Raw genomic sequence first — 24,714 nt, 5'->3', positions numbered from 1 at the left:
GCGCCCTGCCCGAAGAGAATGCCTTTTGCTTACTTTTTGTTGACGATGTAGTCAATGGCCTGCTGTACGGTACCGATCTTCTCGGCATCTTCATCAGGAATCTGGACACCGAACTCGTTTTCGAGCTCCATGATCAGTTCGACCGTGTCGAGCGAATCGGCACCGAGGTCATCGGCAAACTTCGATTCCGGCTTGATCTGATCCTTGTTGACACCCATCTTGCTGACGATGATATCGTACACTTTATCTTTGATTTCGGCTGCGCTCATGGCACTGTTCTCCGGGTTTGTGGTTGGAAACGATTAAAAAAAGCAAGTTCGTTAATATAAAAGAAAAAGCAGCCAGGCAAAGCTATGCTTCGGCTGGAGAACCGGAAACTTTCCGGACCGGCCCGGTTACGCCAAGTCTCCGATTCTCAACAGGTTACGGTTACATGTACATGCCGCCGTTGACGCTCAGCACCTGACCGGTGATGTAGGCTGACTGGTCGCTGGCGAGAAATGCCACCGCGTCGGCAACATGCTGGGGCGTTCCGAAAACACCGAGCGGAATGGCTTCAAGCATCTTCTGGCGAACCTCTTCGGAGAGGGCGTCGGTCATTTTCGATGAAATGAAGCCGGGGGCGATAGCGTTGACCCGCACATTGCGCGAAGCCAGCTCCCTGGCAATCGATTTGGTGAAGGCGATGACGCCGCCTTTTGAGGCCGCGTAATTGGCCTGGCCGGCATTGCCCATGAGGCCGATAATCGAGGCGATGTTGATGATCGAGCCGGAACGCTGCTTCATCATGACGCGCGTGACCGCCTTGGTGCAGTTGAAAACGCCCTTGAGGTTCACTGTCAGCACGGCGTCCCAGTCCTCTTCGCTCATGCGCATCAGGAGGCCGTCGCGGGTGATGCCGGCATTGTTGACCAGAATGTCGATGCGACCATTCTCTTTAGCTACTTCGTCGAACACCTTCTGGCAGGCGTCGGTATTGGTGACATCGAGCTCCTTGCAGCTCACTTTCGCGCCGAGCTGTTTGAGCGCCTCATCGGTTTCTGTCAGCCACTCCGCCTTGACGTCGCCGATGACAAGATCAGCGCCTTTGGCCGCCAGATCAAGGGCGATCGACTGGCCGATTCCTCGCGCCGCGCCGGTGATGATGGCGGTTTTACCTGTGAACATGGTCATAATCGTTTCTTTGCGTTTTTCTATGGTTAGGCAGGATTGCGCATCGCATCCACCTGGTCGGCGGTATCGACTCCCGCGCACACAGCTGATTTGCTGATTCTTTTAATGAGGCCTTGAAGCACCTTCTGGGGGCCGACTTCGACAAATTCGGTGATACCCGCGTCAACCATCGCCTGAACCGACTGGCTCCAGAGCACCGAGCTGGTGAGCTGGCTGATGAGGTTCGCGCGGATTTCCGCTGCCGATGTGACCGGCTTTGCCACCACGTTCATGCAGACCGGAATTTCCGCATCGCAGATCGCGATGGTGTCGAGCGTTTCGGCGAGCTCCTTTTCGGCTGGTTTCATCAGTGGCGAGTGGAATGCACCCGAGACGACCAGCGCTTTGGCCATTCTCGCACCCTTTGACGGAGCGAGTTCGACCGCTTTCCGTACTGCATCGATGTCGCCGGAGATGACGACCTGGCCGGGCGAGTTGAAGTTCGCCGCCTGCACGATGCCCGCGCTTCCCGCCTCCTGCAGGAGTGCGTCGAGCGCGTCGTCAGCCATGCCGATGACGGCGGCCATCGTGCCGGGGTTCTGCTGTCCGGCGTTCTGCATCAGTTCGCCGCGTTTGGCCACGAGCCGCACCGAATCCTCAAAGGAGATCGCGCCTGCGAAACAGAGCGCCGTGTACTCGCCAAGGCTGTGCCCTGCCGTCATAGCGACATCGTCGCGCCCGAGAAGCGTCGCTGCCGCGTAGCTGTGCAGGAAGATGGCGAGCTGGGTGTAGCGGGTCTGCTTCAGCTCATCCTCACTACCGTTGAACATGACGTTGGTGATCGAATAGCCGAGAATGGCGTCGGCCCGGTCCATCAGCGCTTTCGCCTCCGGGAATCGTTCGTACAGATCGCGGCCCATGCCGCAGTACTGCGAACCCTGTCCGGGAAAAACAAATGCTTTCATATCCTGTAATTCCTTTGAATGGTTTGGCTTACTGCCAGCGGACGTAAACGCCGCCCCAGGTGTAGCCGGCTCCGAAGCTCACCAGCACGAGGTTCGAGCCTTTGTGCAGTTTGCCTTGCTCGTCCAGCTCGGCGAGGCAGATCGGTACCGTGCCGGCCGTGGTGTTGCCGTAGTGCGCGATGTTCATCATCACCTTCTCCTCGGTGATGCCCATACGCTCGGCGGTGGCGTGAATGATACGCTGGTTGGCCTGGTGTGGTACAAGCCAGTCGATGGTTTCCGCGGCCAGATTGTTGCGCTGCATGATCTCTTCGGCCACATCAGCCATCGCCATGACAGCCGCCTTGAAGACCTGCTTGCCATCCTGCTGGATGAAGTGCATGTGCTTGTCAACCGTTTCATGCGAGGCCGGATGAAGGCTTCCGCCACCTGGCATCAAGAGATGGTTGCGGCCGTTGAGGCCGTCGGAGTAGAGACGGGCATCGAGCACGCCGTACCCCTCTTCACTCGCAGCTTCGAGAATGACGCCGCCCGCGCCGTCGCCAAACAGAATCGCCGTTGAGCGGTCGGTGTAGTCGAGGATGGAGGACATCTTGTCCGCGCCGATCACCATCACCTTCTTGCAGTTGCCCGACTCGATAAACTGTGCGCCGGTGTAGAGGCCATAGAGAAAGCCCGAGCATGCGGCGGAAAGGTCGAAGCCCCAAGCGTTTTTTGCCTGGATATTGCCCTGCACCAGACATGCCGTCGATGGAAAGATCATGTCGGGAGACATGGTTGCCACGATGATCAGGTCGATCTCATCGGCGGAGATGCCCCGCTTTTCAAGCAACTGCCGGGCAACCTCGGTGCACATGTATGACGTGGCCTTCTTCGGATCCCGGAGAATTCTTCGCTCCTTGATGCCGGTACGGGTCGTTATCCACTCGTCGTTGGTATCAAGAATCCGTTCGAGGTCCTTATTGGACATCACCTCTTCAGGCAGGTACTTGGCGGTCGTCGTTATGGCTGCTTTCATATTGTGGGTTCTCTTGATAAGCGAACGGAAAATGCGAAGTTATATCGGAGCCGGTCTTTTCGGTCAATCGCAATGGACAGAGGCGGATAGGCGCCCCGGGGCATCAGGGTTTGCATGAAAGAATTCAAGTCGTCAGGCGAGCATTTCCGCAATGCGTTCGTTGACGCGCTGTTCGATCATGTGCTCCGCCATGTAGATCATGTTCTTGATGGCGCGTGATGAGGAACGCCCATGGCCAACGATCGAAATGCCATCGACGCCAAGGAACGGCACGCCGCCGAACTTTTCGACATCGAAGGGTTCAAATATCCCCTTGAACGCCTGGCCTGCAAGCGCCGCAGAGCTTTGGTCGAGCTTGCCCGCCATGACCAGCTTTTCGAGTGCTGGCTTGAAGAGCGCACCAAGAAAGTGCGGAATACTCTCGCCGAACTTGAGAATGGTGTTGCCGACCAGGCCGTCGCAGACGACGATGGTGGCTTTGCCTGCCAGAATATCGTGACCCTCGATGTTGCCGATGAAGTTGATTTTCTGCTCCTCGTGCGCCTCCTGCAACATTTTCCATGCCTGCTTGAGGTAGTCAGGGCCTTTACCCTCCTCCTCTCCGATGTTGAGCAGGCCGACCACAGGATTTTCGATTTTGGCTGCGTAACGCTGGTAGATCGTCAGCATCTCGGCGAACTGCACCAGATTTTCCGGCTTGCAATCCACGTTCGCGCCGACATCGACGATGTTGGTAAGGCCCTCGCCGAGTCTTGGGAAGTAGGCGTAGATGGTCGGGCGCAGCACGCCGGGAAGGCGACCGAGGACGAACAGTGAAGCCGCCATCATCGCGCCGGTGTTTCCCGCGCTCACGAAGGCATCTGCTTCTTTCGACTTGCAGAGCTTCAGGCCGCGGACAAGTGACGACTCCTGCTTCGCCTTGACGGCGGTGGCAGGAACATCCTCCATGGTTATGACCTCGGGTGCGTGCACGAAGCGGAGCTTGAGGGCTCCGGTATCATACTGTTGCAGAAGCGGGGTGACCTTTTCCTCCTGCCCGATGAGCAGGATTTCAAAGCGGTTTCCGCTCTCCCTTAGGGCATCGATCACCCCCTCAACAACGCAGGCAGGTGCATTGTCGCCACCCATGGCATCCACGACAATGGTCAACATGGCGGTGCTGTCTTGTTTACTTGAAACTGCTTACGCGACGACGCTCTTGCCGGTGACCTGACGGCCTTTGTAGTGACCGCAGTGACGGCAGGCGCGATGCGGAAGAGTCGGTTCACCGCAGTTCGGGCAGACAACCGTGACGGCAGCCTTGGTGCGGGCGTTGAACTGTGCTCTCCTTTTGTCCCTTCTGGACTTGGACATCTTGGCTTTCGGGTTGGCCATAATCTATTCAGTTTAGAATCAACGGTTAACGATACTTGTTTTTCAGTTTTTCGAGCGACTCCTGCCAGTCGCTGTCGGGCAGATTGTCTTCGCCCGGTTCGCTCAATTCTTCCTGATGGAACACCCGGCAATCGGGATTGTCCTTGCAGGTGACTTTCATGGGAACGGAGAGCAGCAGTGTCTCGCGGACATCCTCGGTCAGATCAAGCGCGAGTGTGTTCCTGTCGATGAGCCGATACTCCTCGTCACGTTCTTCCTGCGGCTCGCCAGCCTGTTCGTAGCCATAATAAATCCGATACGAACCTTTCAGCTCGGAACTGATCGGTGCAAGGCACAGATCGCAGGTCAGATTGGCTGTCGCCGAAGTATTCAGGGTGACGACCATCTCGTCATCCAGCTTTTCGACGCTTACATTGATTGAGACGTCCCTTGAAAATCCAGTCTCTGCGAGAGCCGGATCGGCAAAATCAGTTGCGTTGCAGGTGAAATCGAACTCGTGCGTTCCCTGTGAAAGACCCGCAAGACGAATTTCGATCAGCGCTTTTTCTTTGGACATAGCCACCTCTTTTCCATAAAAGAGCATCAATGTACAAAAATAATATTCGAAAAAGAAAAGCCAGAACCCGCCAGTCAGACGGAAAAATTATTAAAAATATCTTTGCGAGTTTGGAATTTTGACGCGCAGCCTTATATTTGCATCTCTTTGATCAGGAAGGGTCGCATTCCGCGATAGCTCAATGGTAGAGCATTCGGCTGTTAACCGAAGGGTTGTAGGTTCGAATCCTACTCGCGGAGCCACAAAAAAAGGAAGTGCTTGAGTACGCGGCGCTTCCTTTTTTGTTTTATTCCCCTGCCGTCTGCCCTTACACCGTTATCTTCCCCTTGTATTGTTTATATTACTTTGGAAACCAGAACTCTCCTCCCGAACAAACTTCTGCCGTCATGATCCGATACTTCTTCATCGTTCTCCTTGCCGCGCTTACCGCCTGTTCGCCTCAATACTCGACGCAGCCGGATGCCGATACGCCGAAGCTGTTCAGGACGTGGTGGAGGGTTGAGAAGATCGATGGTCAGGATGCGGAGTTTATCCGCGGGCAGCGGCAGGACATGCATATTATCCTGTACTCGTCGGGCAAAATGGTTGGCTCGGGCGGCTGTAACCAGATCAGTGGTTCGTTTATTCAGTCGCCGGGCAGCATCCGTTTCGGCGCTATTGCATCATCAAAAATGATGTGCCAGCCGGGGGTGATGTCGCGGGAACGGGCGTTTATCAGTGCGCTTCGCAAGAGCAGCAGCTATATCGTCAGAGGTCGCCGGCTGACGATGTATGACCGCGCGGGACACGAGGTGCTGCGCTTCATGGCAATTTCGTCCCGATGATGCGGGCGTAGCGGGGAACCTCCGGCGGCGGTTGGCTGTTCTTTGTGTCTCCTGATCGCAAAGTCTAAAAAAAGGAAGTGCTTGAGTGTGCGGCGCTTCCTTTTTGTTTATACCCCTGCGCGCCATCTCTACCCCAGCTTATTAGTTATATTCAAACATAAGTTCAATAAACACCCAGAAAAGCGCACTGAGATGAATAACTACATAGAACCGCCACGCATAGAGAGTCTCAGGGTCAGGAATTACCGGGCGCTCAAGGATATTTATTTTCAAGACCTTACACCGCTTACGGTTTTGCTCGGGCCGAACGGGAGCGGAAAATCAACGGTTTTCGATGTCTTTGCCTTCCTTTCCGAGTGTTTTACCGAAGGGTTACGAAAAGCATGGGATCGACGTGGACGGTTTCGCGAGCTGAGAAGCCGGGGTTGTGACGGCGCGATTGTCATCGAGCTTCAGTATCGCGAGCGGCCCGGCACGCCATTGATCACCTACCATCTTGAGATCGGGGAAGAGTCGAAAGGCCCTGTCGTCATTCGGGAATTTCTCCGATGGAAACGAACGCATCCCGGAGCACCATTTTATTTCCTTGATTACACGAAGGGCAAAGGAAAGGTGATAAGTGGTGAGCAGCCTGAATCCAAAGATCAGCGCATAGATAAACCGCTTGCTGGCCCGGATGTCCTCGCGGTCAACACGCTCGGACAGTTGGCCGAGAATCCTCGCGTCATCGCGCTTCGTGAGTTTATCACTGGTTGGCACCTCTCCTATCTTTCTGCCGATGCAGCAAGAGGACGCCCCGAGGCTGGAGCCGAAGAGCGTTTGTCGGCGACCGGCGACAATCTGCCCAATGTCATTCAATATCTGGCCGATCAGCATAACGACCGGCTGGAGAGAATTTTCGAGACGCTACGTCGCCGAATACCCCGGATAGAGAAGGTCGATTCGAGAATTCTCGATGATGGCCGCCTCTTGTTACAGGTCAAGGACGCTCCATTTTCAACCCCAATACTGGCTCGATTCGCTTCGGATGGTACGCTGAAAATGTTGGCGTATCTGACGCTACTCTATGATCCGGAGCCGCCCCGCCTGATCGGTATCGAAGAGCCGGAAAACTATCTCCATCCGCGCTTGTTGCCAGAACTTGCCGAGGAGTGCGTACAGGCTGCCGAACGCACACAATTGATCGTAACGACCCATTCGCCGTTTTTCATCAACCAGTTGAGAGCCAGTCAGGTTCGTGTCCTGTATCGCGATACCAATGGTTATACTCGTTCCAAGCGGATTGCCGATATGACCGGGGTCACCGCAATGCTCGATGCGGGCGCATCCCTTGGAGATTTGTGGATGGAGGGATATTTCGAGGTTGGCGATCCATTTGCGTCCGGGGAGGCTGGCTGATGCAGATCGACGTGCTGCTTGAGGAGCCTTCAGCCGAGGAGGCATTGCGAATCATCCTGCCGAAAATTCTTGCCGGAAAAGCGAAGTTCAAGCTCATCAACATGCGCAACAAAAGCCGATTGATCGGTGAATTGCCGAAAAGATTGCTTGGTTACAAGAAACGGCTTGAGAACGGGGAGGATTTGAAAATCGTCGTGCTCGTGGATCGGGATAAAGATGATTGCGAGAATCTCAAGGCTCGACTCGAACGAATAGCGCACGATGCCGAATTGTTCACCCGAACAAGTCCGGACCAGAACGGTCGCTTTCAGGTTATCACCCGGATCGCGATAGAAGAACTTGAAGCCTGGTTCATCGGCGATACCGAGGCGTTGAAAGGCGCCTTTTCCGGTTTGTGCGGCAAGGCTTTCCCGCAGTCGTTCAGCAATCCGGACAACTCAGGAACCTGGGAACACCTGCACAGATTTTTGAAAAGGAATGGCATATACAAGAGCAACTACCCCAAGATCGAAGCCGCCCGCAAAATCGCGCCGCACATGGATCTATCGCGTAACAAGTCGCGGAGTTTCCGCCATTTTTGCCGAGGCATCGAGGCATTGTTATCGGTTAGCTGATAATTATGGGGTGTTGTCGTTCAGTTGCTTGCCCATCGCCGTGGAACCTCCTGCACCGCTTCGCTGTTCTTTTGCGGAGCGCCTATGCATCTGCGGACAATCGGAGGCGGCTGGCGCAAGGGCGTTGCAGAGGTAAAAGAATTGTTTATATTATCCTAACTTTTTGTACAGCCGATTTAACGGTACACTATCTTGTATGAACACGGTCAGCAACATGCTTCTTCTTTCGCTATCGCTAACAGGCCTTACCTGCCTGAGGGGGAGCGCATTGTAGTTTCGTTGACTGCACGGAATCTGATTTTCAAAGCCGCAATCCTCTCAGGGTAAGCGGCTTTTTTTCATTAAGGGACTTTTACTATCAAGTGTTTTAAATGGAGATTCTCTCATGAGTACGATGAATTATAAGAAATACACATCCTATCCGACGGTTGGGCTGAAAGACAGAACCTGGCCGGACAAGACCATCACCAAAGCCCCGATCTGGTGCAGCGTTGATCTGCGCGATGGCAACCAGGCGCTTCCGATTCCGATGAGCGTCGATGAGAAGGTGGAGTTTTTCAGACTGCTGGTATCGGTTGGCTTCAAGGAGATCGAGGTGGGTTTTCCATCGGCATCGGCCACGGAGTTTGCTTTCGTGCGCAAGCTGATCGAGAACAACCTGATTCCCGACGATGTGAGCATCCAGGTGCTGACCCAGTCCCGGGAACATCTCATCCGCCGCACCTTCGAGGCGATCAATGGCGCGAAGAACGCCATCGTCCACCTCTACAACTCGACCTCGCGTCAGCAGCGCGAGCTGGTGTTCCGCATGAGCCGGGAGGAGATCATCTCCATCGCCGTGGCCGGAACGCGCCTGGTTCGCGAGCTGAAAGAGGCGAGCGGCAATCCGGGCATCCGCTTCGAGTACAGCCCGGAGAGCTTTACCGGCACGGAGCTGGACTACGCGCTCGACGTGTGCCACGCGGTGATGGACGAGTGGGGCGCGTCGTCTGAGAACAAGGTGATTCTGAACCTGCCATCGACGGTTGAGCTTTCGACGCCGAACGTCTATGCCGACCGCATCGAGTGGTTCTGCCGCCACATCAAGGATCGCGACGCGGTGCTCTTCAGCGTGCACGCCCACAACGACCGGGGCACGGCGGTGGCGACCTCCGAGCTGGCGGTGATGGCCGGAGCCGATCGTATCGAAGGTGCCCTGTTCGGCAATGGCGAGCGGTGCGGCAACATGGACATCATCATCATGGCGTTGAACCTGATGACGCAGGGCATCGATCCGAAGCTGGACTTCTCCAACCTGCCGCACGTCAGGGAGGTGTACAGCCGTTGCACCCGGATGACGGTGCATCCGCGCCATCCCTACTCGGGCGATCTGGTCTACACCGCCTTCTCCGGCTCGCACCAGGATGCCATCAGCAAGGGAATGAAGGCGCACCAGCGGGCTGCCGACGGCGTCTGGGACGTGCCCTATCTGCCGATCGATCCCGAGGATGTTGGTTGCAACTACGAGGCTATCGTCCGGATCAACAGTCAGTCGGGCAAGGGAGGCATCGCCTATGTGCTCGAAAAGGAGTACGGCATCCAGGTACCCAAATGGATGCAGCCCGATTTCGGGGTTGTTGTGCAGGAGGTGACCGACCGCACCGGCGATGAACTTTCTCCCGAGCAGATTCACGAGCTGTTCCATAAGGAGTATATCGGCAGGACGACGCCGTATCTCATGAAAAAGTGCACGATCAGCTGGAGTGACGAAGACCCGGACTGCAACGACGAGGTGGCAACGATCATCAGCGCCGCGATGGTTGGGCCACAGGGCGAGTTCAGCTTCAAGGCCAAAGGCAACGGCCCGCTCGACGCCTTCGTGCGTGGCATGGTGAGCCATACCGGCATCGACTTCCATGTTGACGAGTACACGGAGCACGCCATCGGCCACAGCTCCGACGCGCTGGCCATTGCCTACATCCGGCTTGCCTTCGATGACGGTGCGCTGGTCTGCGGTTCGGGCATCGACTCGAACATCAGTCTCGCCTCCATCAAGGCAATCGTCAGTGCGCTGAACCGTTTCAGGCGGAGCTGACAAGGATGCGGCGGGAGTCGGCTATCCGGAGCCTCCCGCCAAACCTCTCTTTTTGGATTTCCTCTCTTGCCCTATCTTTACGGAGAAACAGATTCCGCCTCAATCTCAACGAATCCGGAGACACAGCATGATGATCAGGTCCAGCCGCAATACCCACGTTATCTCCTCCACCCGAAGCATTGCCGCGCTGCTTTTGCTCTGCGCCGTTTTTCTGCCGGGATGCGCTTCGAAGCAACCCGCGTCAAACAAGATTCAGGTCATCGCCTCCATCGAGCCGCTGGCGTGGTTCGTGGAGCGCATCGGTGGCGACCGCGTAGCGGTGTCGGTGATGGTCCCATCGGGCGGCAATCCGCACACCTACGAGCCGACGCCGAGGCAGATGGCGGATGTGAGCAATGCGGCACTGTTCGTCAAGGCGGGATCGGGGGTCGAGTTCGAGCTTGACTGGATGCAGCGCCTCGTCGATCTCAACAAAAAAATGGCGGTGTGCAACGCTTCCGAAGGGGTGACGTTGCTGCCGATGAGCGCGGAGACGCACGAGCACGAGGAGTCTGCCGAGGAGCATCACGATCACGGCAACTTCGATCCACACTTCTGGCTTGCTCCGGCAAATGCGCGCCTCATTGCGGCCAATGTCGAGCGTTCGCTTGAGGCCGTTGATCCGGCAGGGAAGGAGTATTATGCGGCCAATGCGGCGGCGCTCGACAAAGAGCTTCAGGCTCTCGACGGCGAGATTCGCAAGCAACTGAGTGGCGTGAAGAGCCGCCGGTTCCTGGTGTTCCATCCGGCCTGGGGTTATTTTGCCCACGAGTACGGCCTGGAGCAGATCGCCGCCGAAGAGGAGGGCAAGACGCTGACACCGCGCCAGATGGAGGCTGTGATCGGGCAGGCGCGGAGTGCGGGTATCCGGGTGGTGTTCCTGGCGCCGCAGTTCAGCTCGGCGCAGGCTGAGGCCATCGCCGCCGATATTGGTGGACAAACCGTCACGGTCGATCCCCTCGCTCGTGATTATGCGAAGAATCTCCGCAAGGCCGCCGCCGCGTTTGCAAAGAGCCTGCAATGATGGAGCCGCTGATCGTCTGCGACAAGCTCTGCGTCGAACTCGGCGGCGCGAAGGTGCTCGACGGTCTGTCGCTCTCGGTGCACGAGGGGGACTTTCTCGCCGTGCTCGGGCCGAACGGCGGCGGCAAAACCACGCTGCTCAAGGTGATGCTCGGCCTTGTCAAACCCACCTCCGGCAGCGTCAAAGTGTTTGGCAAGGAGCCGGGCCGCGCCGCCGGGCGCATCGGCTATGTGCCGCAGCGCCTCGATTTCGACCGCTCGTTTCCGATCAGCGCAATGGAGGTGGTGCTGATGGGGCGGCTCTCGAAAAAGCGGCTCTTGCAGCGCTACGGGCGCGAGGATTGCCGGAAAGCGCTCGAAGCGCTCGAAACCACCGGTCTCGCTGAACTTGCTCAGCGGCGAATCGGCGCACTTTCGGGCGGAGAACTCCAGCGCGTGCTCATCGCGCGTGCGCTCGCCGGAGAACCGGAGCTGCTGCTGCTCGACGAGCCGACGGCCAGCGTCGATCCCGAGATGAAAACCACCATCTACGACCTGCTCGACCAGCTCAAAAAGAGCCACACCATCGTGCTGGTCACGCACGACACCGGCACCATCGGGCGGCATGTCTCGCGCATCGCCTGCCTGAACTGCACGCTCGACATGCACGAGCCCGGCTCGACACTTGGCCGTTCGGCCCTCGATGATCTCTACGGCTATCCGGTCGATGTAGTCGAGCATCGCACGCCTCAAGGACACGAAACCCACCAGAATCATCGCCATGCCTGACATCCTGCACTTCGAGTTCATGCGAAACGCCTTTCTGGCGGCCATTCTGTCGAGCGTCGCCTGCGGCATCATCGGCACCTATGTTGTTGTCCGGCGGCTTGGTTTCATCAGCGGCGGCATCGCCCACACGGCCTTCGGCGGCATCGGTCTGAGCTACTACCTTGGGCTGAATCCGCTTGCGGGAATCATTCCTTTCAGCCTCGCCGCCGCTATCGGCATCGGGTTGCTGTCTCGCAAAGCGAAGGTCGCCGAGGACACGGCCATCGGCGCGTTCTGGGCGGCGGGCATGTCGATCGGCGTCATCCTCATCGGCCTCACGCCGGGCTACGCGCCGAATCTCTTCAGCTATCTTTTCGGCAACATCCTGACCGTGCCCGACTCCGATCTCCGGCTCATCATGGGCCTCGATATGCTGATTATCACCGTCGTCTGGCTTTTCGACAAGGAGTTTCTCGCCATCTCGTTCGACGAGGAGTATGCGCGGATTTCCGGCTTGAAGACGCTGGCGCTCGACCTGCTGATGCTCTGCCTGATTGCCCTCACCGTCGTCATCATGGTGCGGATTGTCGGCATCGTTATGGTGATCGCGCTTTTGAGCATTCCCGCCGCCGTTGCTAGGAGTTTCAGCCACAATCTTTACCGGATGATGGTCGTTGGCGCTTTGCTGGCCGCTCTTTTCAGTATTGCCGGGCTGTGGCTTTCATGGGTGTTTAACCTGGCCTCGGGTGCAACCATCATTCTTGTGGCTGCGCTGGTTTTTCTGGTGAATGCGCGTTTCGGAACCGGAAAGGCCCGCCGGGCGGAGTGTTGACCTGCCGGGATTTATGGAAAGGGGTCAAATTGTTACATTCATTGAAACAGACCCGATCAACCAACCAGCACCCGTTATGAAGCCGATGTATTACCTCGTGGCTGCGGCCCTGTCGATCATGCTCTCCATTTATGTGTTCATTTTCGGCACATGGGCGAACAGCCAGCTTGTCGCAATCTTTATTGGACTCTGGGCTCCCACCATCATCTGTCTCGGTATTTTTAACATCCTCATGAACATCCACGACGAGATGTGCTGCGCGCACAAGCGCATCGAGGGTCGGCAGACCGGTCAAGACCGTTGCGGGTGCTGAGTGGTGATGAAGAACGTTTTGCTGGTCGGCGCGGGCGGATTTGCCGGATCGGTGGCGCGTTATCTCGTAGCGCTTGCCGTGCCGTTTTCGGGCACCGGCTTTCCCTTTGCCACATTTGCGGTTAATCTTCTGGGATCGTTCCTCATCGGCTTCATCACCGAACTGGCGCTTTCGACCACGCTGCTTTCTCCTGAAACCCGCCTTCTGCTTACGACCGGCTTCTGCGGCGGCTTCACCACTTTTTCAACGGCCATGTACGAAACCAGCGGCCTCATGCGCGACGGCGAGGCGCTCTACGCCAGCCTGTACGTCGCGGGCAGTCTCGTTGGCGGTTTGGTCTGTATCGTTTTCGGAACCCTTCTTGCAAAACTCTGGCAATGATGAACTTCATCGAATCTGAACTCCTGCGGGTCTTCGTCGGTGAGCAGGAAAAGCTGCACCACCGCCCGCTCTACGAACTCCTCGTCAGCGAAGCTCTCGAACGCGGTATGGCCGGAGCGACGGTCTTCCGAGGCCTGCTCTCTTTCGGCCTGCACCACAAAGTGCACACCTCGAAGATTTTCGAACTCGCCGGAGAGCTGCCGATGGTGATCGAAATCGTTGACATCACCGAAAAGATCGAAGAGTTTTTACCGGTGGTTGAGACGCTGCTGCGAGAGTCAGGGGCGCAGGCGCTGGTAACGAGGGAAGCGGTGAGGCAGTGGACGACGTAGGGGTGCGAAAGCTTGCAATTGTCCGTTTCATTCAAGAGAGATTTACCATGCTCAAAGCAATAACCCTCAACGATTTCAAAAGTTACAGATACGCCAGACTTCCGCTTGCGCCGTTGACCGTCCTGATCGGAGCCAACGCCTCCGGCAAAAGCAACGCGATCGAAGGGATGCGGCTGTTGTCATGGCTTGCCCAGGGGCAGCGCCTTTCCGCTATCCAGTATGCAGTGCAGAGCGGGGACAAGGTTGTTCGGGGCCGGGTAGAAGATTTAGCTTATGAGCAGGGTGAACAATTCGGTTTTGGTGTTGAAACTGATGCCGATGAATAGAATACTCTCTCTATAGGACTTACACGCAGAATAGATGGACTGCATATTACCTCTGAAACACTCACACATGAAGGCGCAACTGTTCCGATATACACCCTTGATCAACCATCCGGAAAACAAGGAGCAGATGCAAGCGTCGCATATAATAACTTTACCAGAGGACGCAACAAACCGCATGTCATCTGTAGTGATCAGGCGGCTATTTTTACCCAACTGACAGCACCAGCAGCATTCGATGCAGCTCACAAGATATCTCGTGAGCGCATCCCGCCGGTGATGAAACAGCTCGAACAGTGGCTTGCTGCGATGCTCTTTCTCGATCCTGTTCCAGCTCAAATGCGGGGCTATGAATTTCCATCCGATTCAGTATTGCAGGGGAACGGAAAAAATGTTTCTGCAGTGCTGTACAACCTCTGGTGGGAGGAGCTAACAATTCCAGCGAGGGATCTGTTTGAGTTAGCTAGGGAGGATCGATATTGTAACCGCCAGCCGATTCTCGATTTTATTCAAAGTCTTCCGGAACAGGATATTTCTGGCCTTTCCTTTCTGCAAGAACCTCGTGGCGGGGTAATGGTTAAGCTCACCGAAACGTTTGGCGGGCGCTCAAAGGAGTATGATGCTTCACTGCTCTCAGATGGTACGCTTCGGGTTCTTGCCATCGCAGCAGCGATGTTGTCTGCGCCGGAAGGCAGTCTGGTTGTCATTGAGGAGATCGATAATGGCGTGCATCCGAGCCGCGCCCATCATCTTTTACAGCAGATCCAGCAGATAGCACAGAAGCGATTTTTGCGAGTGCTGCTTTCGACCCACAATCCGGCGATGCTCGATGCCCTTCCGGATTCGGCGGTGCCCGATGTCGTATTCTGCTATCGCGACCCGGAGGATGGTTCGAGCCGCCTTGTCCGGCTGGCCGATGTTCCGGATTATCCCGAACTGATCGCCCAGGGAACGCTCGGTCATCTGATGACTTCCGGTACGCTGGAGCGTTTCGTGAAGTATCATCCAACCGGAGAAGCGCGCAAGCAGCATGCGCTCGAATGACTGGAAAAGATGCGTTCGGAGGGGGCAAATGGGTGATATTGTTCTGCTCGACACCTCAGTCTATACGAACATACTGGATGTGCCCGGAAGAAATCAGAATCGTAAAGAGATTTTTGATGACTTTCAGATTCGTATCGAGAATAGCGACAATTTTCTTTTGCCGATGGCTACGATATGGGAGACGGGAAATCATATTGCGCATTTACCGGATGGAAATCAGCGTCGTCAATTCGCAGAGAAGCTGCTTGGAAACGTCCTTGATGCGCTCAATGGCAAGGCACCGTATCGGCCAACCTACTTTCCAGGTCGTGAAGTCTTTATGGAGTGGTTGACAACCCGTGAAGGTGTTAGCCTGAGCGATTTTTCCATTATCAAAGAGTGGGAGCAGACCCGCGACCGGCATCCCATGGGCCTGGTGCTTGTTTGGTCGCTTGACAGCGATCTGAGCGGTTATGATAACGGGCCTCATTGACTCATAATTTCTCGTCATAATTTCTCGTTTTTGGTTTCAAATTATGACGGGTCAAGCACGGACGAAAGCATCCCCGAACGGGTATAATTCAGACGTTTTTATTCAAACTATACCCGATTAGGTACAAAATCATTGGCTTGACGGCGGCGCTGTTTACACCATCCTCGCTTTCACGTCCAACCCAATCCAAAAAATCCCCTCAAACAAAAAAGGGCCGCCTTTCCAGGCAGCCCTTTTTTCGTCTCTGTCGTCCTCTCGCGGCTTACTGGTGGGCAGCGACGAGGGCGTTGTAGTTTGCCTTGACGGTCTTCTCCAGATCCTCGTCGGTGTGCACGAAGCTGGTGAACATGGCCTCGAACTGCGACGGGGCGAGGTAGATGCCCTGGTCGAGCATGGAGTGGAAGTACTTGCCGTACTTGGCCGAGTCAGCCGTGATGGCGCTCTTGTAGTCCACAACCGGGGTCTCGGTGAAGAACAGGCAGGCCATAGAGCCGACGCGGTTCTGCACGTAGTTCAGGCCGAGCTTGTCCATGTTGGCCTTAAAGCCAGCTTCGAGGAACGCAGCCTTTCTCTCGAGTTCCGGATAGGGATTCTCCTCCATGAGAATCTTCAGGGTTTCCAGACCGGCGGTCAGGGCGAGCGGGTTGCCCGAGAGCGTGCCAGCTTGATAGACCGAGCCGAGCGGGGCGATGTTCTCCATGATGTGGCGCTTGCCGCCGAATGCACCGACCGGCAGACCGCCGCCGATGATCTTGCCCATCGTGGTGAGGTCAGGGGTGACACCGTACAGCTCCTGAGCGCCGCCGAGAGCCACGCGGAAGCCGCACATCACCTCGTCGAAAATGAGCACAATGCCTTCCTGATCGCAAAGTTCGCGGAGGGCCTGGAGGAACTCTTTCTTGGCCGGAATGACGCCGGTGTTGCCTGCGACCGGCTCGATGATGATCGCGGCGACCTGGCCTTTGTTTTCGTTGACGAGCACCTTGACCGACTCGATGTCGTTGTAGGTGGCGTTCAGCGTGTCGTTGGCAGTGCCTTTGGTGACGCCGGGGCTGTCGGGAGCGCCGAGGGTGAGCACGCCGGAACCGGCCTTGATGAGGAAGCTGTCGCCGTGGCCGTGGTAGCAGCCTTCGAACTTGATGATTTTATCCTTGCCGGTGTAGCCGCGGGCGAGGCGGACGGCGGACATGGTGGCTTCGGTGCCGCTGTTGACCATGCGCACCATTTCGAGCGAGGGCACGATCTTGCAAAGCAGCTCGGCGATTTCGATCTCGATTTCGATCGGGGTGCCGAAGCTGGTGCCGATGTTGCGCAGGGTGTATTCAATCGCGGCGGTCACGCGGGGGTGCATGCTGCCGAGAATGAACGGCCCCCATGATCCGACATAGTCCAGGTAGGTGTTGCCGTCAACGTCGGTCATGTAAGCGCCCTGGCCTTTGGCCATGTAGATCGGGGTGCCGCCGACAGATTTGAAAGCGCGAACCGGGGAGTTGACGCCACCGGGGATGAACTTTTTGGCTTTTTCAAAAAGCTCGGCAGAACGGGTAAGTACAGGCATGTCGAATCGTTCGGTTTGAATTAGTCGAGGGTTATGGCTTTAAATGACTGGTCAAGATAGAAAATAGTCCCGAAGATTGAAAACAGCCATGCCGCATGTCGCCGCTCATGCGGAGATCAGGCGGGAGACGATGTCGAGATGCTTGCGATGTGGCATCCGGTCGAGGTGGCAAGCGCAGTACTCCTGCAAGAGCGCCGTGACCGCTGCAATGTCGTCTGCCAGAGCTTCCGGGCACGGCGCGTTGCCGCCGGTGGCGGCGAGAGCGCGGATGAAATGGTAGCGGCTGACCGGCACCGTCTGGATGGCGGCGCCCATCGGCACGGCGCTGCCGGGCAGGGCGAAGCCTCCGGGATCGTGAACAAAGAAGAGTTCGCCGAGTTTCATTTCGTCGATGCTGCCGGGCAGGTCGAGATTGCTGAAGACGCAGCGGTCGAGTGACGGAGTGAAGCCGAGTACGCTGACGAGGCGAAGCAGGAACCAGGCGAGGATCGTCTGGAAGTTGCGCTCCGTATGGCACAGCCGCCAGATGGCCGAGTGCGCGATGGTGAAGAGCGGCACGTTCTTCTCTTCGTGGGTGGATGCGTAGCGCACGAGGTCGAGCACCCGGTAGAGTACGCTGAAGCGTTCCAGGTCAGGCGACTCGGAGAGCGGGCTCGTCACGAGGCTGGCATCGCTCAGGAGCTGGATGTCGCGGTTGCCCTTTTTGTAGAGCACCGCATCGATGATGTTGCCCGGCGAAAAGATCGGGCCGGTGCGGCTTTTTGCGCTGCGTCCGCCTTTCAGGATCACCGACACCTGCCCGTACTCCCGCGTCAGCAGCAGGCAGATTTTGGACTGGTCACGATACTTGATGTCGCGGAGCACCACCGCCCGGGTTTTTACGATCACCGGTGAAACTTTTTTTAAAATTAAATATACTTATATACAGAGTCCAACATTGCAGGGTTTTCTCGACCCGAAGATACCAAAACAACATACACGAAAAAGATTCTCAACGGAGGAATAGAATATGCCAACCTATCATTACCGCTGCAGCCAGTGTGGGCATGAAGAAGAGGTTTTTCAGCGCATGACCGATAACGCACTGACCAAGTGCTCCAAGTGCGGCGAGGAGTCTTACGAGCGAGTCATCAGCGCCGAAGGGGGCTTCGTGCTCAAAGGTTCAGGCTTCTACAGCACCGACTACTGCGGCAGCAAATCGTCGTCCACAGGCTCGGAATCCGGCGGCGGATGCTCCACCGGTGCCTGTCCCTTAGCCAAGTGACCGGACGGTGATTTCATAGAACAGCAAGAAGCCTTCTCGAAAAACGGGAAGGCTTTTTCTTTGTCAGGCTCAGGGTGCGAAAACCGGCTTCTCCTTGTCACGCAACCGGAAGCCAGGCAGGTTGATCTCCGGATCGTTACGCATGTAGTTCGGGTACTCCTTGCCGAGAGGAGAGCCAGTGACGAGTATGCGGTCGAGTTTGCCCTCGACGAAGAACATCCTGATCCTGTCGCCGGAGGTGAAGTTCACTCCCGACGGCTGATTCTTGTCGTCATAGATATGGTACAGGCTTCGGGCTTTGCTGATGGCGATGACCTTCTGCAGGCGGGAATTGTCGTCGAGGTTCGCCGTCAGTTTTTTGCCAGAAAGCTGGTCATGCAGCGCAGGCGAGGCGGAGAGTGTGTCCCGGACAGCAAGAAAAGCGTGGCCGAACACCTGGATTTCATCCACCTTCTTTTTTCCAGCGACCTCATGGACATGAACCCGGATCGAGTCTCCACTGAGCTGCCTGCCGAGTTGCCAGGCCACGGCATCGTCGAAAAGCCAGAGTTCATTTTTGTGCTGGTCGAACGCCGCCCGTCCCGATTTTGTCGTCAGGCTGTCGCCGATCACCCGCCCCCGGACGTTGCCCGACAGTTCGCCGGTTTCGCTGTCGGTGTGGTAAACGCCGCGATCAGCCCGGGTTTCGACGTTTTTGTCTTTGATGATGATATGTCCTTCGAGATCAATACGCTCGCTGTCGGGCCAGTCGGTCGCCCGGTCGCACTCCAGCGTCGTCTCTCCGTGCAGAAACTTGATATTGCCGACCGCCGACCGGTAAGGAATTGCCGTGCCGGATGGGCCGGTTTTTTCACCGCCTTCGATCTGGTCGGCGTGTTCGAGGATTGTTTTCTTATTTTCCGCAGAGAGCGTATTATCCGGCAGGGAGGTTACCCATAGGGCCACAGGCAGCAGGCACCATGCGGCTATCGCTATCGATCGTCTTGTTTTCATGCGGCTGGTTCGGGTTTGCTCCGAAGGTTATCGTTCAATTTGTCAATGTAATAAAGCTTTCCGGTCTCCTCTGTGAAAAAAATAGTCTTGATTGCCCAGGATCGCGCGGCGTTTCTCCATGTCGCCCCGTTTGTCAGTGTCTTCAGAAAAAAGGGCGTTTTCGAGCCGGTGCTCGTTCGCGCGCTCACGCCAGGCAGCCGCGCCGAACACGACGTGCTTGCCTCGGCATTCGGCTTGTCGGATGAACTCCGCACCATCGAGCTGGAGCCATGCACGCCGGTTGTCGAGACCGCGTCGCTTATGCTTGCGTTAGAGCGTGTGCTTAGCGAACTTGAACCAGTCTTCGTCGTGCCCGGCGGCCACGACAGCGCCAGCCTCGCCGGTGCGCTTGCCGCCGCGAAAATGGGTATCCCGGTGGTCAGCCTCGACGCTGGTCTGCGTAGTTACGACCGCGCCGACCCCGAGGAGCTGAGTCGACTCGTCATCGACTCGGTCGCGGCGCTCCATTTCGTCAGCGAGCACAGCGGCATCTACAACCTCATGAACGAAGGCTTCGCCGACGAGCGCATCCTTTTCGTCGGCAACACGGCCATCGACAGCCTCGTGACGCTTATGGCGAAGGCCAACGAATCCGCCGTGCTCGAAACGCTCTCGCTTGCTCCGAAAAAGTTTGTCACCGTCCTGCTCAAGCCGGAACCTTCCGAAAATCGCGATCTCTTCAGCAAAGTGCTCGAATCGCTTGCCGCCACCTCGACCGTGCTGCTTCCGGGAAGCCCGTCGCCCGCAGATGCGCTCGGCGGCGTTTCGGGTCTCCGGATGATCGACATGCCGGGCTACATCGACCTTTTGCGCCTGCTCAAGGAGTCGGCGTTCGTGCTCACTGACAGCGCCGAATTCGAGGCCGAGCTGACTGTGATGAACGTGCCCTGCCTTACCCTGCGTCAGAGCACCGCTCGCCCCTCGACCGTCGAACTCGGCACCAACGTGCTGATCGCCTCCGACGAACAGGAGATTCTCGACCGCGCCTCGGTCATCCTCTCTGGCAAACCGTCGGAAAAGACCCTGATTCCCGAAAAATGGGACGGCGCAGCGGCAAAGCGCATTGCCGAAGTGCTCGAACGGGCGGAATGAGCGGCAAGATTGTTTTGGAGTCAGCCGGTCGATAATGGCTCGGCTGACTCTATGTGCTATGCAATGTCAACGTCGAGCAGAACCTGCCCTGCTGATGACCGGATCACAAGCCTGTGTCCTGACAGCTCCATTATGAGGCAGTATTTGTTATGACATTCCCCTTTGTCTCCAAAGGCCGCCAACACCACAAACTGCACTCCACCCCGCACTGCCTGCTTGGCGGAGTGATAGTGCCCGCTCAAAACTGCGCGTACATTTGGATAGCGCGACAAAATCGCGACGACCTCTTCGTGGTTCCATAACAGGCCGTGTTTTTCGTCGGTGGTCTCTTCGAGCAACGGCAAATGGCTGAGGATGATGACTGGCTCTTCGTTTTTCAGCGCGAGGTCGAGTTCGTTCACGAGCCATTCGAGCTGGCGCGCGCCGATGGCTCCGCAGTAGAAGGGGGCTTTGACGGCGTCACGGTAGTATTCGAGCAGGTGGCGGTCGGCTTCAGTTTGGGGTTCGTTGACGGCTGAAACCTCCATGCCGTCAAGCGCGATGAAGCGGGTGCCGTGCTGGGCAAAGGTGTAGTAGAGGCTTTCGAGGCCCATGATCGCTTTGTAGCGTTCCGGCGATACGGTGAGGCAGTGGTTGCCTGCAATGTGATAGACCTTGCCGGGGAAGCGGGCGAGCATGTCGCGCACGGCGATGAGGTCGGCCTCGGCTTCGGGGCCTTCGCGGCTGATGAGGTCGCCGAGCTGGATGACGAACTCTGCACCCTCCTGCATCCACTGCTCGATGCCCCGAGCGAGACCGGTTTCTGTTGAGTTGCCGGTCTCGGTTTCGGGGTTGTAGTGAATGTCGGTGACGATGCCAAACCAGAGTGTCTTGTTGTCCATCTCGCTCATGGCATCTTCGCTTATGCGTCGCCGAATTCGGAAAGGTAGCGCTGGATGTAGTCGTCGATGTCGCCGTCGAGCACGTTTTCGACGTCGAAGCGCTCGTAGTTGGTGCGGTGATCCTTGATGCGGCGGTCGTCGAGCACGTAGCTGCGAATCTGGCTGCCCCACTCGATCTTCTTTTTCTTGCCCTCGATCTCCCGCTTTTGGGCCTCCTCCTCTTCGCGCCTGCGCTGGTAGAGCTGCGCCATGAGCATCTTCATCGCGCGTTCACGGTTCTGGAGCTGCGAACGCTCCTCCTGACAGCCCACCACGATGCCGGTCGGAATGTGCTTGATGCGCACGGCGGTTTCGACCTTGTTGACGTTCTGGCCGCCCTTGCCGCCGCTGCGGAAGGTGGAGAGTTCGAGGTCCTCCTTGCGCACTTCGATCTCGACGTCCGGCGGCGCTTCGGGATAGGTGAAGACGCTGGCGAACGAGGTGTGGCGGCGGGCGTTCGAGTCGTAGGGCGAGACCCTGACGAGCCGGTGCACGCCGTTCTCTGCCTTGAGGTAGCCGTAGGCGTAAGGGCCGATGATTTCGAGCGTTGCGCTTTTGATGCCCGCGCCATCGCCCTCCTGGTAGTCGTCGGTGAAAACCTTGAATCCCTTGCGTTCAGCCCAGCGCATGTACATGCGGTAGAGCATCTCGGCCCAGTCCTGCGCCTCGGTGCCGCCCGCGCCCGCGTGGATGACGATCATGGCGTTGCCCGCATCGTCCTTGCCGGAGAGCATTTTGCGGAACTCCATTTTGCCCAGCTCCTCCTCAATGCGGTCAAGCGTGGCGTCGAGATCGGAAACCAGCGATTCGTCCTCAAGCTCGATGGCGATTTCGATCTCCTCTTGCGCATTCCTGGCGGCGGTTTCGATTTCGTCGAACTCGTCGATCCAGGACTTGTGCTCCTTCAACTCCTGAATCAGCGCGTTGGCCGTTTTCTGGTCGTTCCAGAAGTCGGGAGCCGCAGAAATCTTCTCCAGGTCGCTTATTTTCTCTTTGCGTTCATCGATGTTAAAGATACCCCCGTAACTGGTTCAGGCGGTGCTCGATCTGGTGCAGGCGATCTTTTTCGGCGTCAAACATGGTTGTAAAATTCAGGTTGTGGTTGAAACTGTGCTCACGAAAAGAATCATTTTTTTCAATGAAAACAAATCCGGCAGGCAGTGTCGTTCGCAGCGGCAGAAATAAGATGCTTCCCGGCGGGGGAAAGAGTGGTACATTTCATATTTTCATGAATGAAAAACAGGGGGGGTCGGCATTGCTCAGCCTTATGACGATGGCCGGAGCCTGTTCCCGGATAGCGCTGCCGGTTCCCGGAGGCGCGGTCTGAAGTTCCACTCATAAAAGATTATGAAACAAGAGTTTGCGCTACCTGCCCCGATTCGGCAGGATCGTCCCTTCGACGGACGCCGGAGGGTCGTGATCGACCGCGTTTTTCCTGAAATCGACGGCGGGCGTTTTCCCGTCAAGAGAACCGAGGGCGACCGGATGACGGTCGAGGCCGATATTTTTACCGATGGCGCGGATACCATTGTCGCCGAGCTGCTGTACCGTTTGAAAGGCGAGACGGCGTGGAGCGTGGTTCCGATGACACACCTCGGCAACGACCGCTGGACGGCGTCGTTCGAGGTGGGCAAGCCTGGGATGTATGAATATACCGTGCAGGGCTGGGTCGATCATTTCGAGACCTGGCGGACGGGGTTGCAGAAGAAGCTTGACGCGGGGCAGGATGTGTCGCTCGACCTGCGCATCGGTGCGACGCTCGTCGAACTTGGCGCGGCTCGCGCGGCGGACGATGATGCGGGCACGCTGCATCACTACGTCGGCCTGCTCACGGTCGGCGCGAGCGAGGCGGCAGTCGAAGCGGCGCTGAGCGAAGGACTGGCGGCGGCCATGCGGCGCGCCCCCGAAAAAGCGATGGTAACCCTCTATGAAAAGATTCTCCTCCTCCAGATCGACCAGAAAAAGGCCGGGTTCAGCACCTGGTACGAACTCTTTCCCCGCTCGTGGTCGGAGGAGCCGGGCAAACACGGAACCTTCCGCGACTGCATGAATCTCTTGCCGCGCATCGCTCTGATGGGCTTCGACGTGATCTACCTGCCGCCGATTCACCCCATCGGCGTGACCAAGCGCAAGGGAAAGAACAACGCGCTGGTGGCCGGGCCGGAGGATCCGGGAAGTTGCTGGGCAATTGGCGGCGCGGACGGCGGCCACACTTCGGTGCATCCCGAACTCGGCACGATGGCGGATTTCGAGGCCTTCGTGCAGGAGGCGGAGAAGCACAGCATTTCGGTGGCGCTCGACATCGCCTTCCAGTGCTCGCCCGACCATCCGTGGGTGAAGGAGCATCCGCAGTGGTTTCGCTGGCGTCCCGACGGGACGGTGCAGTTCGCCGAGAATCCCCCGAAGCGCTACGAGGATATTCTGCCCATCGACTTCGAGTCCGAGGACTGGCAGAATCTCTGGATCGCGCTGCGCGACGTATTCCTCTTCTGGATCGGCAAGGGCGTCAAGATTTTCCGCGTGGACAATCCGCACACCAAGGCGTTCGGCTTCTGGGAGTGGGCGCTCGGCTCGATCCGCGAAGAGCACCCCGAGACGATGTTTCTCGCCGAGGCCTTCACCCGGCCAAAGCTGATGGCGCGTCTTGCAAAAGGCGGCTACACCCATTCGTACACCTACTTCACCTGGCGCAACACCAAGCATGAGTTGCAGGAATACCTCACCGAGTTGACCCAGACCGAGCTGCGTGAGTACATGCGCCCGAACTTCTGGCCCAACACGCCCGACATCCTGCACGAGGAGTTGCAGGGTGGCAGCCGGGCGAAGTTCATCATCCGCTTCATCCTCGCCGCGACGCTTTCGTCGAACTACGGTATGTACGGTCCGGCCTACGAGCTGTGCGAGAACGTACCCTATCCCGGCAAGGAGGAGTACATCGATTCGGAGAAGTACGAAATCAAGCAGTGGGATCTCGACCGGCCCGGCAACATCCGTTCCGAAATCGCGATGGTCAACCGCATTCGCCACAACAATCCGGCGCTTCAGCAGACCAACGACATCACCTTCGTGAAGATCGATGTGTCGCAAGGTCAGGAACACGATCAGCTCATGGGCTACGTGAAGTGCTCGTCCGATGGTGCGAACATCATTCTCACGGTGGTCACGCTTGACGACCACAACACGCGCGGCGGCTGGCTGCGCTTCCCGCTCGAAAAGTTCGGACGCCCGCACACCGAGCGATTCACAGTCGAAGACCTGATTTCTGGCCGCACCTACGAGTGGAACGGCGAGTGGAACTACGTCGAACTGAATCCGCACATCATGCCAGCACATATTTTCAGGGTCAATTTGCCTTTATAACCAAACG

28 protein-coding genes and 1 tRNA gene are annotated in these 24,714 nt (G+C 57.1%); 17 read left to right on the top strand and 12 right to left on the bottom strand.

Annotated elements, in window-relative coordinates:
- Positions 1–29: 29 nt before the first annotated feature.
- From acpP to NY406_RS09740, 7 genes are all read right to left on the bottom strand, one after another.
- Positions 30–269, bottom strand: coding sequence for an acyl carrier protein (gene acpP / locus NY406_RS09770; protein ID WP_069810945.1), 240 nt, complete (start codon positions 267–269; stop codon positions 30–32).
- A gap of 160 nt (positions 270–429) precedes the next feature.
- Positions 430–1,167, bottom strand: coding sequence for a 3-oxoacyl-[acyl-carrier-protein] reductase (gene fabG / locus NY406_RS09765; RefSeq protein WP_260633790.1), 738 nt, complete (start codon positions 1,165–1,167; stop codon positions 430–432).
- A 32-nt stretch (positions 1,168–1,199) separates the two neighbouring features.
- Entirely contained in the window at positions 1,200–2,117 is a 918-nt protein-coding gene (gene fabD / locus NY406_RS09760) for an ACP S-malonyltransferase (RefSeq protein WP_260533989.1), read from the bottom strand.
- A gap of 28 nt (positions 2,118–2,145) precedes the next feature.
- Complete coding sequence (locus NY406_RS09755; protein ID WP_260533988.1) at positions 2,146–3,135, bottom strand: beta-ketoacyl-ACP synthase III; 990 nt, start codon at positions 3,133–3,135, stop codon at positions 2,146–2,148.
- A 132-nt stretch (positions 3,136–3,267) separates the two neighbouring features.
- Positions 3,268–4,287: a phosphate acyltransferase PlsX gene (gene plsX / locus NY406_RS09750; protein ID WP_260533987.1), complete on the bottom strand. Its 1,020-nt coding sequence runs from the start codon at positions 4,285–4,287 to the stop codon at positions 3,268–3,270.
- 30 nt (positions 4,288–4,317) lie between these two features.
- Positions 4,318–4,509 carry a 50S ribosomal protein L32 gene (gene rpmF, locus NY406_RS09745; protein WP_010933766.1) on the bottom strand — a complete coding sequence of 64 codons (192 nt, stop codon included), beginning with the start codon at positions 4,507–4,509 and terminating at the stop codon, positions 4,318–4,320.
- Between the two features lie 25 nt (positions 4,510–4,534).
- Complete coding sequence (locus NY406_RS09740) at positions 4,535–5,065, bottom strand: YceD family protein (protein ID WP_260533986.1); 531 nt, start codon at positions 5,063–5,065, stop codon at positions 4,535–4,537.
- Between the two features lie 167 nt (positions 5,066–5,232).
- Here NY406_RS09740 and NY406_RS09735 point away from each other — a divergent pair.
- From NY406_RS09735 to NY406_RS09670, 14 genes are all read left to right on the top strand, one after another.
- A tRNA-Asn gene (locus tag NY406_RS09735) sits at positions 5,233–5,307 on the top strand.
- Positions 5,308–5,451: 144 nt separating this feature from the next.
- Positions 5,452–5,889 (top strand): META domain-containing protein, encoded by a 438-nt coding sequence (locus tag NY406_RS09730; RefSeq protein WP_260533985.1) that lies wholly within the window; start codon positions 5,452–5,454, stop codon positions 5,887–5,889.
- A gap of 192 nt (positions 5,890–6,081) precedes the next feature.
- Positions 6,082–7,287 (top strand): AAA family ATPase, encoded by a 1,206-nt coding sequence (locus NY406_RS09725; RefSeq protein ID WP_411267108.1) that lies wholly within the window; start codon positions 6,082–6,084, stop codon positions 7,285–7,287.
- On the top strand, positions 7,287–7,901 hold the full coding sequence (locus NY406_RS09720) for a DUF4276 family protein (protein WP_260533983.1): 615 nt from the start codon (positions 7,287–7,289) through the stop codon (positions 7,899–7,901). The genes NY406_RS09725 and NY406_RS09720 overlap by 1 nt, the downstream gene beginning before the upstream one ends.
- Positions 7,902–8,286: 385 nt before the next feature.
- Positions 8,287–9,975 carry a 2-isopropylmalate synthase gene (leuA, locus tag NY406_RS09715; RefSeq protein WP_260533982.1) on the top strand — a complete coding sequence of 563 codons (1,689 nt, stop codon included), beginning with the start codon at positions 8,287–8,289 and terminating at the stop codon, positions 9,973–9,975.
- Between the two features lie 127 nt (positions 9,976–10,102).
- Positions 10,103–11,038, top strand: a complete 936-nt coding sequence (locus NY406_RS09710) for a metal ABC transporter solute-binding protein, Zn/Mn family (RefSeq protein WP_260533981.1) — start codon at positions 10,103–10,105, stop codon at positions 11,036–11,038.
- Positions 11,035–11,805, top strand: a complete 771-nt coding sequence (locus NY406_RS09705; protein ID WP_260533980.1) for a metal ABC transporter ATP-binding protein — start codon at positions 11,035–11,037, stop codon at positions 11,803–11,805. Before NY406_RS09710 ends, NY406_RS09705 begins: the two co-directional genes overlap by 4 nt.
- Positions 11,798–12,616, top strand: coding sequence for a metal ABC transporter permease (locus tag NY406_RS09700; protein ID WP_260533979.1), 819 nt, complete (start codon positions 11,798–11,800; stop codon positions 12,614–12,616). The genes NY406_RS09705 and NY406_RS09700 overlap by 8 nt, the downstream gene beginning before the upstream one ends.
- 76 nt (positions 12,617–12,692) lie before the next feature.
- Positions 12,693–12,929, top strand: a complete 237-nt coding sequence (locus tag NY406_RS09695) for a hypothetical protein (RefSeq protein WP_260533978.1) — start codon at positions 12,693–12,695, stop codon at positions 12,927–12,929.
- Between the two features lie 6 nt (positions 12,930–12,935).
- The gene (gene crcB / locus NY406_RS09690; RefSeq protein ID WP_260533977.1) at positions 12,936–13,310 is read left to right on the top strand and encodes a fluoride efflux transporter CrcB; all 375 of its coding nucleotides are present in this window, start codon (positions 12,936–12,938) and stop codon (positions 13,308–13,310) included.
- Positions 13,307–13,642 (top strand): DUF190 domain-containing protein, encoded by a 336-nt coding sequence (locus tag NY406_RS09685; RefSeq protein WP_260533976.1) that lies wholly within the window; start codon positions 13,307–13,309, stop codon positions 13,640–13,642. The genes crcB and NY406_RS09685 overlap by 4 nt, the downstream gene beginning before the upstream one ends.
- 47 nt (positions 13,643–13,689) lie before the next feature.
- Complete coding sequence (locus tag NY406_RS09680) at positions 13,690–13,968, top strand: AAA family ATPase (RefSeq protein WP_260533975.1); 279 nt, start codon at positions 13,690–13,692, stop codon at positions 13,966–13,968.
- Positions 13,969–14,244: 276 nt separating this feature from the next.
- Entirely contained in the window at positions 14,245–15,009 is a 765-nt protein-coding gene (locus NY406_RS09675) for an AAA family ATPase (protein WP_260533974.1), read from the top strand.
- A gap of 28 nt (positions 15,010–15,037) precedes the next feature.
- On the top strand, positions 15,038–15,481 hold the full coding sequence (locus tag NY406_RS09670) for a hypothetical protein (protein ID WP_260533973.1): 444 nt from the start codon (positions 15,038–15,040) through the stop codon (positions 15,479–15,481).
- A gap of 262 nt (positions 15,482–15,743) precedes the next feature.
- Here the strand turns inward: NY406_RS09670 and hemL are convergent, their stop codons facing one another.
- On the bottom strand, positions 15,744–17,039 hold the full coding sequence (gene hemL, locus NY406_RS09665; protein ID WP_260533972.1) for a glutamate-1-semialdehyde 2,1-aminomutase: 1,296 nt from the start codon (positions 17,037–17,039) through the stop codon (positions 15,744–15,746).
- Positions 17,040–17,144: 105 nt separating this feature from the next.
- Entirely contained in the window at positions 17,145–17,927 is a 783-nt protein-coding gene (gene recO, locus NY406_RS09660; protein WP_260533971.1) for a DNA repair protein RecO, read from the bottom strand.
- Positions 17,928–18,048: 121 nt separating this feature from the next.
- On the opposite strand from recO, the gene NY406_RS09655 reads away from it, so the two are divergent.
- Positions 18,049–18,303 carry an FmdB family zinc ribbon protein gene (locus NY406_RS09655; protein ID WP_260533970.1) on the top strand — a complete coding sequence of 85 codons (255 nt, stop codon included), beginning with the start codon at positions 18,049–18,051 and terminating at the stop codon, positions 18,301–18,303.
- 69 nt (positions 18,304–18,372) lie between these two features.
- Here the strand turns inward: NY406_RS09655 and NY406_RS09650 are convergent, their stop codons facing one another.
- A complete protein-coding gene (locus NY406_RS09650; protein WP_260533969.1) occupies positions 18,373–19,296 on the bottom strand; it encodes a hypothetical protein in 924 nt (307 codons plus the stop codon).
- A gap of 72 nt (positions 19,297–19,368) precedes the next feature.
- Between NY406_RS09650 and NY406_RS09645 the strand changes: the two genes are divergently transcribed.
- On the top strand, positions 19,369–20,427 hold the full coding sequence (locus tag NY406_RS09645) for a UDP-N-acetylglucosamine 2-epimerase (protein WP_260533968.1): 1,059 nt from the start codon (positions 19,369–19,371) through the stop codon (positions 20,425–20,427).
- Positions 20,428–20,483: 56 nt separating this feature from the next.
- On the opposite strand, the gene NY406_RS09640 is transcribed toward NY406_RS09645, so the two are convergent.
- Together NY406_RS09640 and prfB are read right to left on the bottom strand one after the other, a co-directional pair.
- Positions 20,484–21,317: a metallophosphoesterase gene (locus tag NY406_RS09640; RefSeq protein ID WP_260533967.1), complete on the bottom strand. Its 834-nt coding sequence runs from the start codon at positions 21,315–21,317 to the stop codon at positions 20,484–20,486.
- Between the two features lie 11 nt (positions 21,318–21,328).
- A protein-coding gene (gene prfB, locus NY406_RS09635; protein WP_260533966.1) for a peptide chain release factor 2 occupies positions 21,329–22,427 on the bottom strand; the annotation gives its coding sequence in 2 pieces (ribosomal slippage) (positions 21,329–22,357 and positions 22,359–22,427; 1,098 coding nt in all).
- A 267-nt stretch (positions 22,428–22,694) separates the two neighbouring features.
- On the opposite strand from prfB, the gene NY406_RS09630 reads away from it, so the two are divergent.
- Positions 22,695–24,707 (top strand): alpha-1,4-glucan--maltose-1-phosphate maltosyltransferase, encoded by a 2,013-nt coding sequence (locus NY406_RS09630; RefSeq protein ID WP_260533965.1) that lies wholly within the window; start codon positions 22,695–22,697, stop codon positions 24,705–24,707.
- Positions 24,708–24,714: the final 7 nt, after the last annotated feature.

Source organism: Chlorobaculum sp. MV4-Y, assembly GCF_025244685.1.
In the GTDB taxonomy this organism is placed as follows: domain Bacteria; phylum Bacteroidota; class Chlorobiia; order Chlorobiales; family Chlorobiaceae; genus Chlorobaculum.
Note: the sequence above shows the minus strand (reverse complement) of the source record. Positions and strands in the feature narration are given on the sequence as shown.